A 14853-nucleotide genomic window follows, 5' to 3' on the forward strand; every position below is an offset into this window, starting at 1 on the left:
GCGTAGGCCCGACGATCAGATCAGTTAACTATTGGCCAGAGCATACTTACCTTTACCCGGTGAATAAATGGCTCACCGCGTTCCTCGCGGATCAATGACCACATGGTAATAACCCGGCAACGGAGCGTCGGACCTGGCTGGCACTTTCCACGTCAGAGCACATCTTTCCCGGTCAGGGCCCATCGGCTACCTTCGCTTGCCAGTAATCCGCCCTGGCCGGGTCTGGCTCAGTACCGATACCCCCGGCATAGGCCCTTGCAACTTCCGCCATGCTCAGTCTGTCGCCAGCTTCTGCCGCTTTCAGATACCACTCAAATGCTTTGTCATCACTTTGCTCCACACCCTGGCCAGCTGCGTACATATTTGCGAGGTTGTACATCCCCTGCTGACTCCCCGCTTCGGCCAGCGCCTGGTAACGCTCGAAAGCCAGATCATACTGGCCCATCTTGTATACCGCGTAGGCCTCCAGAACCCTGACCATCTCGCGCGCCACCCCCATCTGCTGGTCGGCTTCATCGCTTTGGGCCGTGGGGGGAAACAGCACCAGAAAACTCACGACCACGGCTATACGGCTTGAGGTGTATCGACGTGTCATGAAAGCCTCCGGGGAATAAGGAACAATCCCACGCTATCACCCGGAGCGCACAGCGTCTTTGACTCTAAAGTGGCGAAGGTTTACAACTTTGGAAGAAGCAGACAGCCCGGAAATAACTCTGTCACCGGTCTGTTTTGTCGAGTAAAATTCGCACTTTTGAAACAACATTGAGGCAGCGAAATGGGCAGAGCCTACCAGAACCGCAAAGACTCCATGGCCAAAACGGCCGCCGCCAAAACCAAGGTCTACAGCAAATACGGTCGCGAAATCTACGTGTGTGCGAAGTCCGGTGGCCCGGACCCTGAAAGCAACCTGTCACTGCGTGGGCTGATTGACCGTGCCAAAAAAGATCAGGTACCGGCGCACGTTATCGAGAAAGCCATCGAGAAGGCCCAGGGGGGAACCGGTGAAGATTTCTCCCCTGCCCGCTACGAGGGCTTCGGCCCGGGTAATTGCATGGCCATAGTCGATTGCCTGACAGACAACCCCAACCGTACCTTTGGTGACGTTCGCCTGGCCTTCACCAAAACCAAATGCAAAATAGGCACCCAGGGCAGTGTCAGCCATATGTTCGATCACTGCGCCATATTCGGTTTCAGGGGCGATGATGAAGAAGCTGCACTGGAAGCACTGGTGATGGCCGACGTGGATGTCACCGACATTGAACACGAAGACGGTATGATTACCGTGTTCGCGCCCCACACCGAATACGCCAAGGCCCGCCAGGCACTGCAGGAAGCCTTTGAGGGCCTGGAGTTCGAGGTTGACGAGATCCAGTTCCTGCCCCAGACCACCACAACCATTGAAGGCGACGACATCGAGCTGTTCGAAAAATTCATGGACATGCTGAACGATCTGGATGACGTGCAGAACGTCTACCATAACGCTGTGATTGCCGATCAACAGGAGCAGTAAGTTGCCAAAGGTCGTCATACTGAAAACCGGCACCACTTACCCGGCCCTCCGTGAGGCGTTCGGGGATTTTGACACCTGGTTTGCGGCCCGGTTGGCGCCGGAGCTCAATGTCAGTGTGGTAGATGTGACGGTAGACGACCTCCCGGGCCAACCGGGTGACTGGGACGGTATCGTAGTCACTGGCTCACCGGCCATGGTCAGTGACCGCGAACCATGGAGCGAGCACACTGGAAGCTGGCTTGCCGCTGCGGTAAGCGCCGAAATTCCGTTACTGGGCGTGTGCTATGGCCATCAGTTGCTGGCCCACGCTCTGGGGGGTGAGGCAGGCTTTCATCCCCGGGGTAGGGAAACCGGCACCCATCAGGTCGAGCTGTTGGACAGTGCACTGGATGACCCTCTGTTCAAAGGGCTTCCCCGTCAATTCCCGGCCCAGCTCACTCACCGGCAGTCGGTTCTGCGGCTACCTCGTAACGCTGTCCTGCTGGCCCGCAATGAGTTCGAGCCCCACCAGGCTTTCCGGTTGGGGCCCTGCGCCTGGGGTGTTCAGTTCCACCCGGAATTTTCGCTGGACGTGATGCGTGCTTACCTTGAAGTCCAGGCACCGGATCTGAAAAAGGAAGGTCTTGATGCCGACGCCCTGCTCGCAGGAGCGAGAAACGCGCCCGAGGCCTCGTCCCTGTTGGACCGCTTTTCCCGGATAGTGATGAACCGTTAGCGGCTAGTCGAGAATATAGGCGGTTTTTTCCATCGCATTTTCGTCTTCGTCCTCAAACCGGAACTCGTTCCAGCCAATCCGCACCAGGTCATTGCTGTTCAGGCGCTGGCGCCCGCTGACGCGAATATCGTTTACGAACGTACCGTTCGTGCTGTTGCTATCGGTGATGTAGAAATCGACGGTGTCTTCAAGGTAGGCGTTCGGGATCGCCTCGATAATCGCATGGTGACCACTCACGGAAATTTCATCAATGCGAATGTCATTGTCTCCGCCCCGGCCGACACGAATCTCGGGCTGGTCCAGTTCGAATGTAGTCACTACAACGTTGTCCACCAGTTGGGAAAGCGACGCCATATCAGGGCTCCTTATTCTAATCGAGTGTCAAAAGCACAACGGACACGTTATCCGCCGCTTCATTGGCCAGGCTTGTATCGATCAACGCCCGTACCTTGTCTTCGGGAGATCCATGGCCTGTTATCACTGGCAACCAGTCGGCTTCCGGTAACGCCCCGGTGAGGCCGTCTGAGCAGAGCAGCAGGGAGTCACCCTGCTCCAGTGCCAGTCGCGTAAAACTGGCCAGGGCTGACGAGGCACCCAGGGCACGGGTAAGAACATTGCGAAACGGCACATGGGGAACGTCGTCTGGCTGAATGCTGCCATCCTCCAGCATGTTCTGAACCACGGTATCGTCACGGGTCAGGCACTGCAGTTCCCGCTCGTGAACAAGGTAACAGCGGGAATCCCCCAGGTGGGCTATATAGGCCTCGCCGTCTATTATCCACGCGATGACCAGCGTCGTGCCCATCTTTGAAAGCTCCGTATCCGTGGCCCTGCGCTCCTGTATCCGTTCATTGGCAAGGTTGATCGCAGCCTGCATGGCGTCCTGAGGTTCGTCCGCCCCGGTTCCGGGCACCAGATGCCCGGCCAGAGACCCCATCACCGTATCTACCGCAATCTGGCTGGCAATTTCTCCACCCTGATAGCCACCCATGCCATCCGCGACTACCAGTAACACCTGTCGGTTATCATCACTCACCTGCCAGTCGATGGCATCCTGGTTGGCTGCTCGCACAGCCCCGACATCTGTGAGGCCGGCTACCCGGGGAGCCATCACGATGCTTCCTCCTTCGCCTCGCGGGTGGCCTGCCGCCGTAATGCTTCGGCCATGGTGGCAGCGCTCAGGAAACGTTTGTCCGGCTCCCGCTGTATGGCTTTATTAATAAGGCGAACAACGCCATTGGGCAGTTCCGGATTGAACTCACGGACACTCTTCGGGCGTTTGTTCAGAATCTGGTACGTCAGGTTAGCCAGCGTATCCCCCTGGTAAGGCGTTTCTCCGCAGACCAGCTTGTAAAGCGTCACCCCAAGGCTATAGGTGTCAGAAGCGCCGGTAACCTTCTGGCCCTTGAGCTGCTCAGGGGACATATAGAGTGGGCTTCCCATGACATTTCCCGTACGCGTTCGTGAATCGTCCGAGATCTTGGCAATTCCGAAGTCGGTGATTTTTACGTCGCCATTGTCCGGGTTGAAGATAATGTTAGCCGGTTTAATGTCCCGGTGAATGATCTTCTGGCGGTGGGCATAATCCAGGGCATCAGCCACCCTGGCGACGATGTCCAGCACCGTTGCCAGGGGTAGCAACCGGCCCGGTTTCCCAAACTCGCTGAGGGGGCGCCCCCTGGCGTAGTCCATGGCAATAAATGCCAGGTCCGCTTCCTCTCCCACATCGTAGACAGTAACAATGGCCGGATGGCTCAGGCGCCCCGCAGCTTCCGCTTCCCGGAAGAACCGGGATTTCAGGTCCCGCAGTTCATTATCGTCGAAAGCCTGGTAGCTGAGTGTCTTGATTGCCACGGTACGTGCGATTTTCGGGTCCTTGCCCAGATAGACCACGCCCATGGCGCCCCGCCCGATCTCCCGTTCAATCTCATATCGGCCCAGGGTTGGCCGGCTCACACTCTGCTGCGGCAACACCAGGGTCCGTGTGCTGTCGAAGTTTCCTGCCACCGTTGCGGCGCCTTCCGCATTCAGGTTTTCCAGGGCCGCCAGGCGCTTGTCGGCATCCCGGTATTTCCGCTTCTGGTCAAGAATCTGCCTATAGGTAGCACAAGCCTTGTCATACTGCCGTTTGCGTTCCTGCTGGATTGCAATATCGTACTGCAGACCAAGGGTATCCTCGCTGGGAGGGCAGTCAGACAGAACTTCCAGCGCTTCATCCGGCTGGCCCTGTTGCAGCAACAGCCTGCCCAGACGGGTGCGGGCGACCTGCACGTTCTCGGACAGAGCGTCAATATCCCGCCGGGGTTGCAACCAGAACAGCATGACAAGATACCCGGCCACCAGCAGCGTTACGACTTCCCCGAGCGGCAGCCAGGCATTACGGTAAAACATGAAGCCAGCCTGCAGAACCACCAGCGACCCGGCCGCCAGCAGAATGATCGGCAGGGCCACCCCGGCGCCCATGCGGGGAACCGCAAGCACGAGAAACAGAGCAGACACCATGAGGCCGGCACGAATGGCCACCGCAGACCAGGGGGGCTCGGACAACCCGCGCCCCTCCATGGCAGAGGCGAACACCTCCGGCGACATCGCCATCATCGCGCCGGCGTCGCCAATATCGGAAGGGTTGCCCAGAGAACCGAAAAGGATACGATCGGCCCAGCCCAGCATCGGGATTGCGTCGCCGATGAAGACACAGACAAGCGCCAGCACAACGATGAGCACGCGCAAGCTGAAAATGCGAGAGAATACAAATACCAGTGAGTTCACAGGAGCCGTTATTGTAAAGGGACAGTCCCGCAAGTTTAGAAAGTGAGCTCGTCCAGCGATAGGTTACCAGGGGCTGTTTTTTGTAAAGGTTTGTTTACCTGGGATAACGATCACGCGTCTGCCAGAATTATCCACTGATGACAGTGGTGTAAAGGACGCCACCAGAGCATCTGCCGTATAGTCCACCCCATGGACGTCTCCGCCGGGAAGCATAGCAATGACATTCAAGTTACTGATTGGCCTGATTGTTCTGGCCATCACCACAACCAGCCTTTACCACTCTTTGAAATCCCTGCCCCAGGGGCTCGACTACCATGGTGATGAGCAGCCACTGAGCAACCCACGGTTACTCACCGATCGAACCCTGCACTTTGGCAATGAAGAGCCGCGGCTGGACCACGAGATCTTCGACGAAATTTTCGACATGATCGCCAAAGCGCAGCGATTTGTGCTGGTAGACATGTTCCTATTCAACGACTCCCGCGCTGACGGCAGCCGCCAGAGACCGCTGGCCCGTGAACTGACCGATGCCCTGATTGCCCGTAAGCAGGCCCACCCCGACATGGATATTGTCGTGATATCCGATCCCATCAATACGTTCTATGGCGGCACCACCTCGCCCCATTTCCAGCAATTGCGAGAGGCCGGCATACCGGTCGTGGAAACGCGCCTTGAGCGCCTGCGGGACAGCAACCCCATCTGGTCCGGGCTATGGCGTGTCGGTTTTCAGTGGATGGGCAATTCAGCGTCGGCCGGCTGGCTACCCAATGCACTGGGCGAGCAGCCTGTCACCCTGCGCAGCTATCTGGCCCTGCCCAACTTCAAAGCCAATCATCGCAAAACCGTTGTAACAGACAGTGGTGAAGGGTTAATTGCACTGGTCACTTCAGCAAACCCCCATGATGGCAGCAGCCACCACAGTAACATCGGCCTGCGGTTCGGGGGGCCGGCCGTGGCTGATCTGCTAAGGACGGAACGGGCCGTGCTGGTGATGTCCGGTGCCGATACCTCCGCGGTGGACACTGCGCTGGCTAGCCTGCCTGACGCTGAGTCTGATTCACAGGAGACGATCAGAATTGTCACCGAAACCGCCATTCTCTCGTCAGCCATGGCCATTATTGGCACGGCAGCGCCGGGAGACCGCCTGGATCTGACGATTTTCTACCTCTCCCATCGCGCACTGTTGCAAGCATTGAAACAGGCCCACGCACGAGGCGTGAAAGTGCGGGTTCTTCTGGACGCCAACAACGACGCTTTCGGGATTGCAAAGAGCGGCATTCCCAATCGACAGGCGGCAATGGAACTCAACAACGCTGGTATAGCTGTACGCTGGTGCCATACTGAGGGGGAGCAATGCCACACCAAGCTACTGGTCAGGCGGGATTACAATGGTAATGCCCAACTGTTGCTGGGGTCCGCCAATTTCACCCGCAGGAACCTGGACGGTCTGAATCTTGAGACCAGTGTTCACATAGGTTCAACAACGCATTCGGAAACGGTACTCAAAGCGGCGGGCTTCTTTGATGAGCAGTGGAATTACGGCCCAGGCGACACGCCGGTAATGAGCCTGCCCTACGAGGCGTGGGCGGATGAATCCCGGTTACGATACTGGCAATACAGGTTGATGGAGGCGACGGGACTGTCTACGTTTTAAATTTAAAGAGGTGATTTCAATGAATACACCCGACCATTCCCGGCCGATCAACGAGCGGATTGACTGGCTGATGGAACTGAGCCGAAAGCATTCGGCCAGCTTCTGCAGCGCCGAGAACCACCTGGCACGCCAACGTTACCTTGCCGAACACAATACGCTGATTATTGCCATGAAGTGCATGGACGGGCGCATTCACCTGCCCTATGTGACTCAGACGCCGCTGGGGATTATCCATCCCTTTCGCAACCTGGGCGGTATTTTTGACCTGGGCTGGCCCTATCTCGGAGATATGCTTGCTGATACCGTGCAGGACGCCGTCAGCGCGGGCCGGCGAGTGCTCATCATCATCACCTACCACTATTCCAAAGGCGCTAAAGAACGTGGCTGCGCCGGTTTCAACTGTGACCGCGATGCGGCCCGCGCGCACGCCTTCAGCATTCGCCGCCAGGTGGAGGTGCTGTTTGGCAGCGGCCACCAGACGGTATATCCCCTGGTTTGCGGCTTCGAAACCGATGAAGACGCCCTGATTCTCCACGGCCGCGACGACCAGAGCCTCGACCTGTCCACACTCTCGCCCGCCGAGGCTGAAGGGATCAGTTCACGGCTGGCCGCGCTCTATCCCGACATGCCGATTCCGGTGCAACGGGACCTGTTGCCGCTGGTGCATGGCAACATCCAGCACATCACGGAGATCAGAAAGAGCGACCGGGAACTGAATATAGAACACCGCGAGTGGGTCATCTGTGTCGGACGGGGGTTCGACTTTCTCCATGTCCCGAATGTGGCCCTGATCATCGGCCCCTACAGCCCCGACCTGTCTCACCCCATCCGCCAGGCCGCCGGCATCATCAGAGCCAATATGGAGAGTGGCCGGATACCGGAGGACGGGTTTCTTTTACTCTCTTCTGCTCCTTATCTGGAACCTGGAACCCAGAAAGCACGTGCTACTCTTAAGTCCGCGTTTCTATCGGAATTTGCGGCCAATGTTATTGAACAGGATTTTCCCGAGCTGGCAGAGCGTATGGTCACCCGTTCAGCTATCCTGAACTGGCCGGAAAGACGCCTTGAGGTACAGCCAGAAAAATCGAAGCCGGAACCCGGGGAACGTGGTTCATAAACGAAAGCAAGGAGAACAGAATGCAGACTATAAGAAAGCACCTGCGGTACGTATCGTTTTGTATGGCCATCATGATGGCTTTTGGCACGGTCTGGGCATCGTCTGCATCGGCAGGGATGGTTGGCACTGGCGAACTGCTGACCGAGCAACGCGCCGATCTAGATCGCCAGTCGCTGCTGGACATGCTTGAGCGCGACGAAGTGAAAGAGAAGCTTGCAGATATGGGCGTCAGCCAGGAACAGGTGGAGCAACGCATCCAGAACCTGACACCAGCGGAGCTGTCCACCTTCGAGCAACAACTGGCGGAAGCCCCGGTTGGTGAAGATGTCGTGGGGATTATCGTTCTTTTCCTGCTGGTCTTTATCATCACCGACATGTTGTGTGCTACCAATATCTATCCCTTCATTAACTGCATCCGGTAGCGCGCCGACTTCGTGACTATTTCCACCCATCCTGGCCTGCTGCGAATCGTTGTCAGTGTTGCACTGGTAACGATTCTGGCGGGCTGCGCCAGCCGCCCCGAGTGGCCGGAAACAGACCCCCTGAATCAAGCTGCCGGCGTTGATCAACGTCGAGTGCTCGAACATGTCCCTTTCTACGCACAGGAACGCTATCAGTGTGGCCCTGCCTCACTGGCCATGATGCTCAACAGTCAGGGCCTGGACACCCATCCGGACGTGCTCAGGGAACTGGTTTATTTGCCGGGTCGCAAGGGCAGCCTGAAAGTGGAACTGGTGGCGGCCGCTCGCGCTCACGGGCAGCTGGTGTATCCGCTGGACGGTTCACTGGAAAGCCTGCTGGAAGAAGTGGCCGCCGGTAACCCCGTGCTGGTAATGCAGAATCTGAGGTTTGGCTGGTGGCCCCAATGGCATTTTGCCGTAGTGATAGGGTTCGATGCCGAAGAGCGGAACATTGTTCTTCATACCGACACACGTGAACGTCATGAGGAAACCCTGGAAGTGTTCACCGCCACCTGGAACCGCGCAGAAAACTGGGCCGCTGTCATGTTGCCGCCTGACCGGTTGCCGGCAACCGCCGACCCCCTGCGCTACCTGATGTCGGCCAATGACCTGGAGACAACAGGCCGAACCCTGGCAGCAACCACTGCCTATCAGACGGCAGAACAGACCTGGCCAGACCAGCCAGCCGCTATCATGGGACAGGGGAATATCGCCTGGGGCCAGGGAGACCCCAAGCTCGCCACGCAGCACTACCTGCGTTTGACGCGAAAGTTTCCCGGTGTGGCCGCCGGCTGGAACAATCTGGCTTATTCATTGGCCGCCCAGGGCTGTGCCTCCGCTGCTGAAACCGCATCCAGCTGTGCGGCGGCTATCTCACCTGACCGCTTCGACGGGGCGCCCCCGGAAGTACCGGACCACCACAGCCAGAGCGCCTGCCCGGTACTGGAATGCCCCTCTTCCGATTAAGCCTTCTGGAAAATTGCCACATCCTTGGCCGGAATCTCCAGTAACCAGCCATAGGCGTTAGCCAGCCACTGCATGGTCGTTTGGCGGTAAAATACGATATGAGTCGGGTCACGCCGGTAATGCCAGTTAGCGAATCGCTCATCGTCAGTCTGGAAACAGGTCATCACTCCCAGCAAGCCGCCGGGCACCAGCAGCCTGTCCAACTGACGAAAAATCTCCGCCGGGCTATGCAGATGCTCCACCACTTCCGTGCAGGTAATAAAATCATACTGCTGCGCCAGTGTGGACGTATCCGGATAGTAAAACGGATCGTAGAGCGCCACCTCCAAACCCGCTTCTCGCAGCATGACCGCCAGCGCAGGCCCGGGGCCGCAACCAAAGTCCAGGCCCTTGGCTCCGGTCTCCAGTCGTTCGAGTAACGGTCCGGTCAGCTTCGACAGAAAACGGCGATAGCCTTCGTCCCCGGGATCATTGTGATGCAGATCGTAGACTGCCCTCTCCGCTTGCTCGTCCAGCCAGGCTGACTCATCCATAACCCTTGCCTCACACGTTTCGCAACGGTGATAGGGAGTGTCATTGATGGTCTGGAAGGGCACCAGTGCGGGTGTCTCACAAACCGGGCAGCGCGCAGTCAATGGGGGCTTCTCCTGCAAAAATTAACGATTGTTTCATTGTCATTTCCGGCCATGAAACCAGAACCGTGAACGATGAGCAAAATCCGCTTCCGAAACCCTGCTTATACTGACGCCATCACAGTGAACAACTGTACGCCGAAAGCGACAGTTCCATTAACAGAAGGGTCCCTATCATGGAACGAATGGTGGAAACTTCCAGCCGTATGGCTCTCGAAGTCCCCATTATCTCCGCTCGTTATGCCCGGCAGTTTATACGGTTTATGGAGCGACGGGGCGTCAAGCGCCACGCCATACTTGGCGATACCGGTATAACCAGCGAACTGCTGGACAACCCGGATGCGTGCCTGTCCATGAGCCAGGTGCTCCAGTTACTGGGCAAGGCCGAATGGTTGATGGGTGACGAACGGGCTGCTTTTCAGTTCGGCCAGCAACTGGACCTCCCGGCCCACGGGCTACTGGGCTTCGCCGTGTTGGGTCAGGAGAACCCGCGTAGGCTGATCAGCATGATTGTGCAGTACCTCCGGGTTGGCCTGCCACTGATGGATATGGACCTCAGCTCTACCGGTTCCACTTTCCGTATCCGACTGCACGACAACTGGGGCCTGGAAGAGCTTCGCCCCTGCCTGACCAAGATCTACATGGGCAGTATCCACCGCATATCGTCCCAGGTCTGCACGCATTTCTGTTTCGAGTTCGATTTTGAAACCGGGCTGAGCACCGAACAATGGAACACCGTTGCCAGCGATTGCGAATTCCGCTTCAACGCCCCTGCCAGCCAGGTCACCATGCCCCTTTCCGGGCGACCGATACGAAACGACGAAACCGGGCTGGAGTTCATTCTCGCCAACGCCCGCTCCCGCGAACGGGAACCCTCCGAACAAGCCGATGAAACCGTTATGCAGGTTCGGGAAATGATCATGAGCCAGCCCGGCCGACCGTGCACTATGGATAACCTCGCCCGCCGCCTCGACATGAGCCCTCGCACTCTGCGCCAGCACCTTGCCACTGCGGGAACGTCATTCAGAGAACTGCGGAACGAGATTCGCCAGAACTTTGCCACCCTGTACCTGACCGACACCGCCGTTCCACTGGACTCCATTGCCGAAAAGCTGGGGTTCAGCGACCAGGCGGGATTCACCAAGGCTTACCGTTCCTGGACCGGGCACACCCCGGGTGACATTCGCCGGCAGTCGCGAGACCGGAAATAATCCCTTACCCGTGCCCCCTACCCGGCCAACGAGGATTTGAAGAGCGTCACGAAAACAGAAATTCCCCCGTTTTCTCTCCGCTTTGGACAAAAACCCTGCCGGCCATAGCAATGACCCTGTCCGGCCTCCGGCGGCCTAATACAACGGCGTAGGGGATTAACCTGCTGCGCTTTCATAAAGGGAATGATTGCAAGACCGATACCGCAGTCCTCATCGGTGATTTCTGCATACCCATACAACAAAGACTGAAACCCTAGAGGACGAACTCATGAAACTCAGGAAACCCAACAAAAGCGTCCGCACGCTCGGTACTGCAATAGCAGCCGCGGCGCTGATGACCGGTGGCGGCAATGCCTTTGCCGAACCCGTGTCACTGGAACTGGAATTCACCTGCCCTTTCCCACTGATCGGTGACCAGCCGATTCGCGCCCAGATCAGCGCCGATGTACCCACCCAGGCAACGGTGGGTGAGCCGACTCCGGAGTTCACGGTCGATGCGCTGACAACGGTTAACGAAGATTCGCGCCTGGGCCTCAAACTGGTGGGCTCTGCCACCATTGAGGGCACCGCCACCAATGAAACCACCGTGGTCACACCAAACCGGGAAATTGACCTGACGGTACCGCTGACCATTCCCCAGTCACCGATTCCCGACGAAACCGGCGAATTTACCGTACCGGCACAGGGCACCTCCCCCGCTATCACATTTAACGAGGACGATGTTGGCGAAGCTGTCATTTCCATTGGTGGCCTTACTCTCGACATGATTGCCCGTGTTGAGAACGGTGACATTGCGCCGGCACCCATTGGTGAATTCACCTCGGCATGTGTACAGAACCCGGGGCAGGACAATATCCTGCAAACCCTGCAAGTGGTGCCCGACGAGCAGTTTGAGCCACGCATTGCCGTCAGCCCGGAGAATATCGACTTCGGCAACGTTCAGGCCGGCACCACTGCAGAGGAAGTGGTTACCATTTCCAACACTGGCCAGGCTGAACTTGGCATCAACAGCATCAGCCTCGGTGGCGGCGACGCCTCGGCCTATACCCAGACCAACAGCTGCACAACCGTTGCCGCGGGCGAGAGCTGTGATGTCGCCGTTACCTATATCCCCGATGGCGAAGGAGACCAGAATGCGGTCCTGACCATTGAATCCGGTGATACCGAGAACCCGGTTGTGGACGTACCACTAACGGGTACCAGCGTACTGGCCCCAGTACCGGAAATCGTTGTAACTCCCGAAGACATCAGCTTCGGCACCGTGAAGCTGGGTGAAACTGCGTCTGCGGAAGTCACTATTTCCAATGAAGGCAATGAATCGCTGATGATCAACGGTATCGATCTCAGTGGCACCAACAGCGGTGATTTCATTCAGACCAACGACTGCACCACCGTCGCGCCTGACGAAAGCTGCACCGTCGCCATCAGCTTTACACCCTCTGCGGCGGGTGGCCGAACCGCTACGCTGGACATTACCTCCGATGACCCGGCCACCCCGGACGTTTCAGTACCACTGAGTGGTCAGGGCGACGATGGCAGCGGTGAAACCCTCGAGGTTCTCCTGGACCTGGCAGGACAAACCGACATCAAGGCCTCCGGCAGTTCACTACCGCTGTCAGGCAGCATCGCAACACAGCTGGAGCTGGCTACCGGCATGTTCGAGGCGGACCTTGCACTGGATCCCACACAGGGACAGTTCAAGATTCCACTGCTGTTCAAGAGCCTCACGGCCAATGCCAGGGTGGAGTTCGAACAGGCCGATGTCACCACCGGCACGCTGGTGGACGGCAACCTGACCGCCAACTCTTCACTCTATGTGAAAGTTCCGAAAGTTACGGTTCGCCTCTTCGGCCTGAAAATTCCAGTAGGTGGCGGCAACGACTGCCGCACGGCCGACCCGGTAAGTATCGGCCTGGAATCAGTGGAAGGCACCAACTTCTCGCTGTCTGAAGGTGGTGATGTAACCGGCAACTACGACCTGCCACCGCTCGCGAACTGCGGTCCGCTGACCGACGTTCTGAACCAGTTCCTCGCCGGTCCGGACAATGGCATTGATCTGACATTGACCCCGAACCTCTGAGGAAAGTCCGGGAGGTCGTGAAACGGCCTCCCGGAACAATAACAACACCAGGAAGGATGATAACAATGACAAGCCTGAAGAAATCAGCGTTAGTGTTAGCCATAGCCGGCCTGCCCCTGAGCGGGCATGCCGAACTCAAACCACTGCATGACTCCGATATGGGACAGATCACCGGTCAGGCCGGTGTCACCATCGAACTCGAAACCCGGGTCACCATGGACGAGTTCACCTATACCGATGAAGGTACGCTGGGCATCAGTGATATCTTTGTTGGGGGTGCTGACCGTATCGACATGTTCGAGGAATTCACCTCGGGGCGGGATGCCATATTTGGCACCAGCAGCACGGACCTGATCGACAACATCAAGATTGATTTTGATATTGCCGACGACGGCGATGCCATCATCAACGTATTTCCCATTACTGCACGCCCAGTGGATTTTGCCGTCCGTACCGGTGCGTGGGAACTGCGAGGCAACGGGGGTGAAAGCACGTTGCTGGCGGATAACTTCTCGGCAGAAGGCCTCATTCTCCAGGCCCGGGCAACAGTGGACACCGATACCGACACGCTGAACCTGACCACCCGTTTCGCCATTGACGAACTGGAAATGGATGTGCCGTTCCTGGCCATGGGAATTCGTGACATGCGCATCACCGGCGCCGGTTACGACCCGGACAACCCGTCGTTACTGCCGCTGTTTACCCTTGTGGACATGGATATCTATAAAGATGCCAACGCAGCCGGGGTCGACAGTCTCGCGATCGACATCAACACCTTCGAAGCCGACATGTCTATTGGCCAGGTACTGGTTGGTGGAACATCCATCGGATCGGTGGCACTGGATGACCTGTCCATCCGCAACACATCCATGCGGGTGTACGGCCACTGATGGCCCAAGCTCTCCGGGCGCGGGTCCGGGGAGCCAACCTGCACAGCAAGCCGGTTTACAACGCGCCGAACAGGACCACCATTACCACCGCCAGGAACAACAAAAACCAGGTCGCGTAGCGATTGGCCCGGTCTTCAACCTCGTCTGAAGGGGTCGCCGGGGGTGTAGCAGCTTCGTATTCGGCGACGAGGGCGCGAGCCTGCACGTAGTCTTCATCCTCCACATGAACATTGGTAAAACCGGCAGCTCCGATCTCCCCCATGGCACCTTGCAGATAGTGCCCGCCCACGTGGGTCTCGATGCCCCTTGATTGCAGCAGGCCTGCGACAATATGGGCTTCCGCAAGGTCGCGGGCTCGATAGGCTATTTGCATTGCAGGCTCCGCAGGTTCAGGGACATCCTTGACTGAACCCTAGCCTGAATGCTGCTATTCGTCGACCTTCACCGGTTTACTTCGGCATGCGGCCGGTTCTTTCCAGCCGCTCACCTACCCATTTATGGTAAAGGTGGGCCAGTGCAGGCCTGATGACCGGCAGACCGATCAGCCAGGCGAGCGGTTTCAAAAGCCACACCCTAGACATCAGCAGGATATAGGCATCCAGCTCACGATGAATATTGCCGCGACTGTCTTCCACGTGCAGTTCCTGAAGTGCGGCTTCCGGATCTATTCCCCGCTGCCGGAGCTCATCGTCCCGGCCGGTGATATCAACCCACTCTACTGATTCGCCGGTCTTACCCGCCAGTCGCTCGTAGATCTTGCGGTCCTTGACGCAGCTTGGACAGGCGCCATCATAAAACACTCGAAGCTGATCTTCTGAGGCGGTCATAGCGCTCTCCATTTTCTGAAT

The 14853-nt window shown here is 57.7% G+C and carries 16 protein-coding genes; 9 read left to right on the forward strand and 7 right to left on the reverse strand.

All coding sequences use genetic code 11. The features are described from left to right. Window positions 1-172: 172 nt before the first annotated feature. Window positions 173-595, reverse strand: coding sequence for a tetratricopeptide repeat protein (locus tag FO268_RS20995; protein ID WP_150995163.1), 423 nt, complete (start codon window positions 593-595; stop codon window positions 173-175). A 180-nt stretch (window positions 596-775) separates the two neighbouring features. Here FO268_RS20995 and FO268_RS21000 point away from each other — a divergent pair, with 180 nt between their 5' ends. Both FO268_RS21000 and FO268_RS21005 read left to right on the forward strand, forming a co-directional pair. Further along, window positions 776-1510, forward strand: coding sequence for a YebC/PmpR family DNA-binding transcriptional regulator (locus FO268_RS21000; protein ID WP_150995164.1), 735 nt, complete (start codon window positions 776-778; stop codon window positions 1508-1510). A gap of 1 nt (window position 1511) precedes the next feature. Beyond that, window positions 1512-2225 carry a glutamine amidotransferase gene (locus FO268_RS21005; protein WP_150995165.1) on the forward strand — a complete coding sequence of 238 codons (714 nt, stop codon included), beginning with the start codon at window positions 1512-1514 and terminating at the stop codon, window positions 2223-2225. A gap of 3 nt (window positions 2226-2228) precedes the next feature. On the opposite strand, the gene FO268_RS21010 is transcribed toward FO268_RS21005, so the two are convergent. The 3 genes from FO268_RS21010 to FO268_RS21020 are packed head-to-tail and all read right to left on the reverse strand — an operon-like array spanning window position 2229 to window position 4949. Further along, window positions 2229-2579 (reverse strand): FHA domain-containing protein, encoded by a 351-nt coding sequence (locus tag FO268_RS21010; protein ID WP_150995166.1) that lies wholly within the window; start codon window positions 2577-2579, stop codon window positions 2229-2231. Between the two features lie 16 nt (window positions 2580-2595). Continuing rightward, window positions 2596-3336, reverse strand: a complete 741-nt coding sequence (locus tag FO268_RS21015; RefSeq protein WP_150995239.1) for a PP2C family protein-serine/threonine phosphatase — start codon at window positions 3334-3336, stop codon at window positions 2596-2598. Beyond that, window positions 3336-4949 (reverse strand): serine/threonine-protein kinase, encoded by a 1614-nt coding sequence (locus tag FO268_RS21020; RefSeq protein WP_225316955.1) that lies wholly within the window; start codon window positions 4947-4949, stop codon window positions 3336-3338. The genes FO268_RS21015 and FO268_RS21020 overlap by 1 nt, the downstream gene beginning before the upstream one ends. A 262-nt stretch (window positions 4950-5211) precedes the next feature. Here FO268_RS21020 and FO268_RS21025 point away from each other — a divergent pair, with 262 nt between their 5' ends. Genes FO268_RS21025 through FO268_RS21040 form a run of 4 tightly spaced genes read left to right on the forward strand, consistent with a single transcriptional unit; the run spans window position 5212 to window position 9192 of the window. Then, window positions 5212-6648, forward strand: a complete 1437-nt coding sequence (locus FO268_RS21025; RefSeq protein ID WP_150995168.1) for a phospholipase D-like domain-containing protein — start codon at window positions 5212-5214, stop codon at window positions 6646-6648. 19 nt (window positions 6649-6667) lie between these two features. Continuing rightward, entirely contained in the window at window positions 6668-7765 is a 1098-nt protein-coding gene (locus FO268_RS21030; protein WP_150995169.1) for a carboxysome shell carbonic anhydrase domain-containg protein, read from the forward strand. A 20-nt stretch (window positions 7766-7785) separates the two neighbouring features. Beyond that, entirely contained in the window at window positions 7786-8187 is a 402-nt protein-coding gene (locus FO268_RS21035) for a PA2779 family protein (protein ID WP_150995170.1), read from the forward strand. A 12-nt stretch (window positions 8188-8199) separates the two neighbouring features. After that, the gene (locus tag FO268_RS21040) at window positions 8200-9192 is read left to right on the forward strand and encodes a PA2778 family cysteine peptidase (protein ID WP_150995171.1); all 993 of its coding nucleotides are present in this window, start codon (window positions 8200-8202) and stop codon (window positions 9190-9192) included. Here the strand turns inward: FO268_RS21040 and FO268_RS21045 are convergent. Next, entirely contained in the window at window positions 9189-9827 is a 639-nt protein-coding gene (locus FO268_RS21045) for a class I SAM-dependent methyltransferase (protein WP_225316952.1), read from the reverse strand. The genes FO268_RS21040 and FO268_RS21045 overlap by 4 nt on opposite strands. Before the next feature lie 173 nt (window positions 9828-10000). Between FO268_RS21045 and FO268_RS21050 the strand changes: the two genes are divergently transcribed. The 3 genes from FO268_RS21050 to FO268_RS21060 all read left to right on the forward strand — a co-directional run bounded on the left by FO268_RS21050 (window position 10001) and on the right by FO268_RS21060 (window position 14005). Beyond that, entirely contained in the window at window positions 10001-11035 is a 1035-nt protein-coding gene (locus FO268_RS21050; RefSeq protein ID WP_191967015.1) for an AraC family transcriptional regulator, read from the forward strand. 268 nt (window positions 11036-11303) lie between these two features. Beyond that, the gene (locus FO268_RS21055; protein ID WP_150995172.1) at window positions 11304-13115 is read left to right on the forward strand and encodes a choice-of-anchor D domain-containing protein; all 1812 of its coding nucleotides are present in this window, start codon (window positions 11304-11306) and stop codon (window positions 13113-13115) included. Window positions 13116-13180: 65 nt separating this feature from the next. Then, window positions 13181-14005 carry a DUF6160 family protein gene (locus tag FO268_RS21060; protein ID WP_150995173.1) on the forward strand — a complete coding sequence of 275 codons (825 nt, stop codon included), beginning with the start codon at window positions 13181-13183 and terminating at the stop codon, window positions 14003-14005. Between the two features lie 55 nt (window positions 14006-14060). Here FO268_RS21060 and FO268_RS21065 read toward each other — a convergent pair whose 3' ends face one another. After that, window positions 14061-14378 carry a putative signal transducing protein gene (locus FO268_RS21065; protein ID WP_150995174.1) on the reverse strand — a complete coding sequence of 106 codons (318 nt, stop codon included), beginning with the start codon at window positions 14376-14378 and terminating at the stop codon, window positions 14061-14063. Window positions 14379-14454: 76 nt separating this feature from the next. Further along, window positions 14455-14832, reverse strand: coding sequence for a thiol-disulfide oxidoreductase DCC family protein (locus FO268_RS21070; protein WP_150995175.1), 378 nt, complete (start codon window positions 14830-14832; stop codon window positions 14455-14457). Window positions 14833-14853: the final 21 nt, after the last annotated feature.

This window comes from Marinobacter denitrificans (assembly GCF_008795955.1).
Classification (GTDB): domain Bacteria; phylum Pseudomonadota; class Gammaproteobacteria; order Pseudomonadales; family Oleiphilaceae; genus Marinobacter; species Marinobacter denitrificans.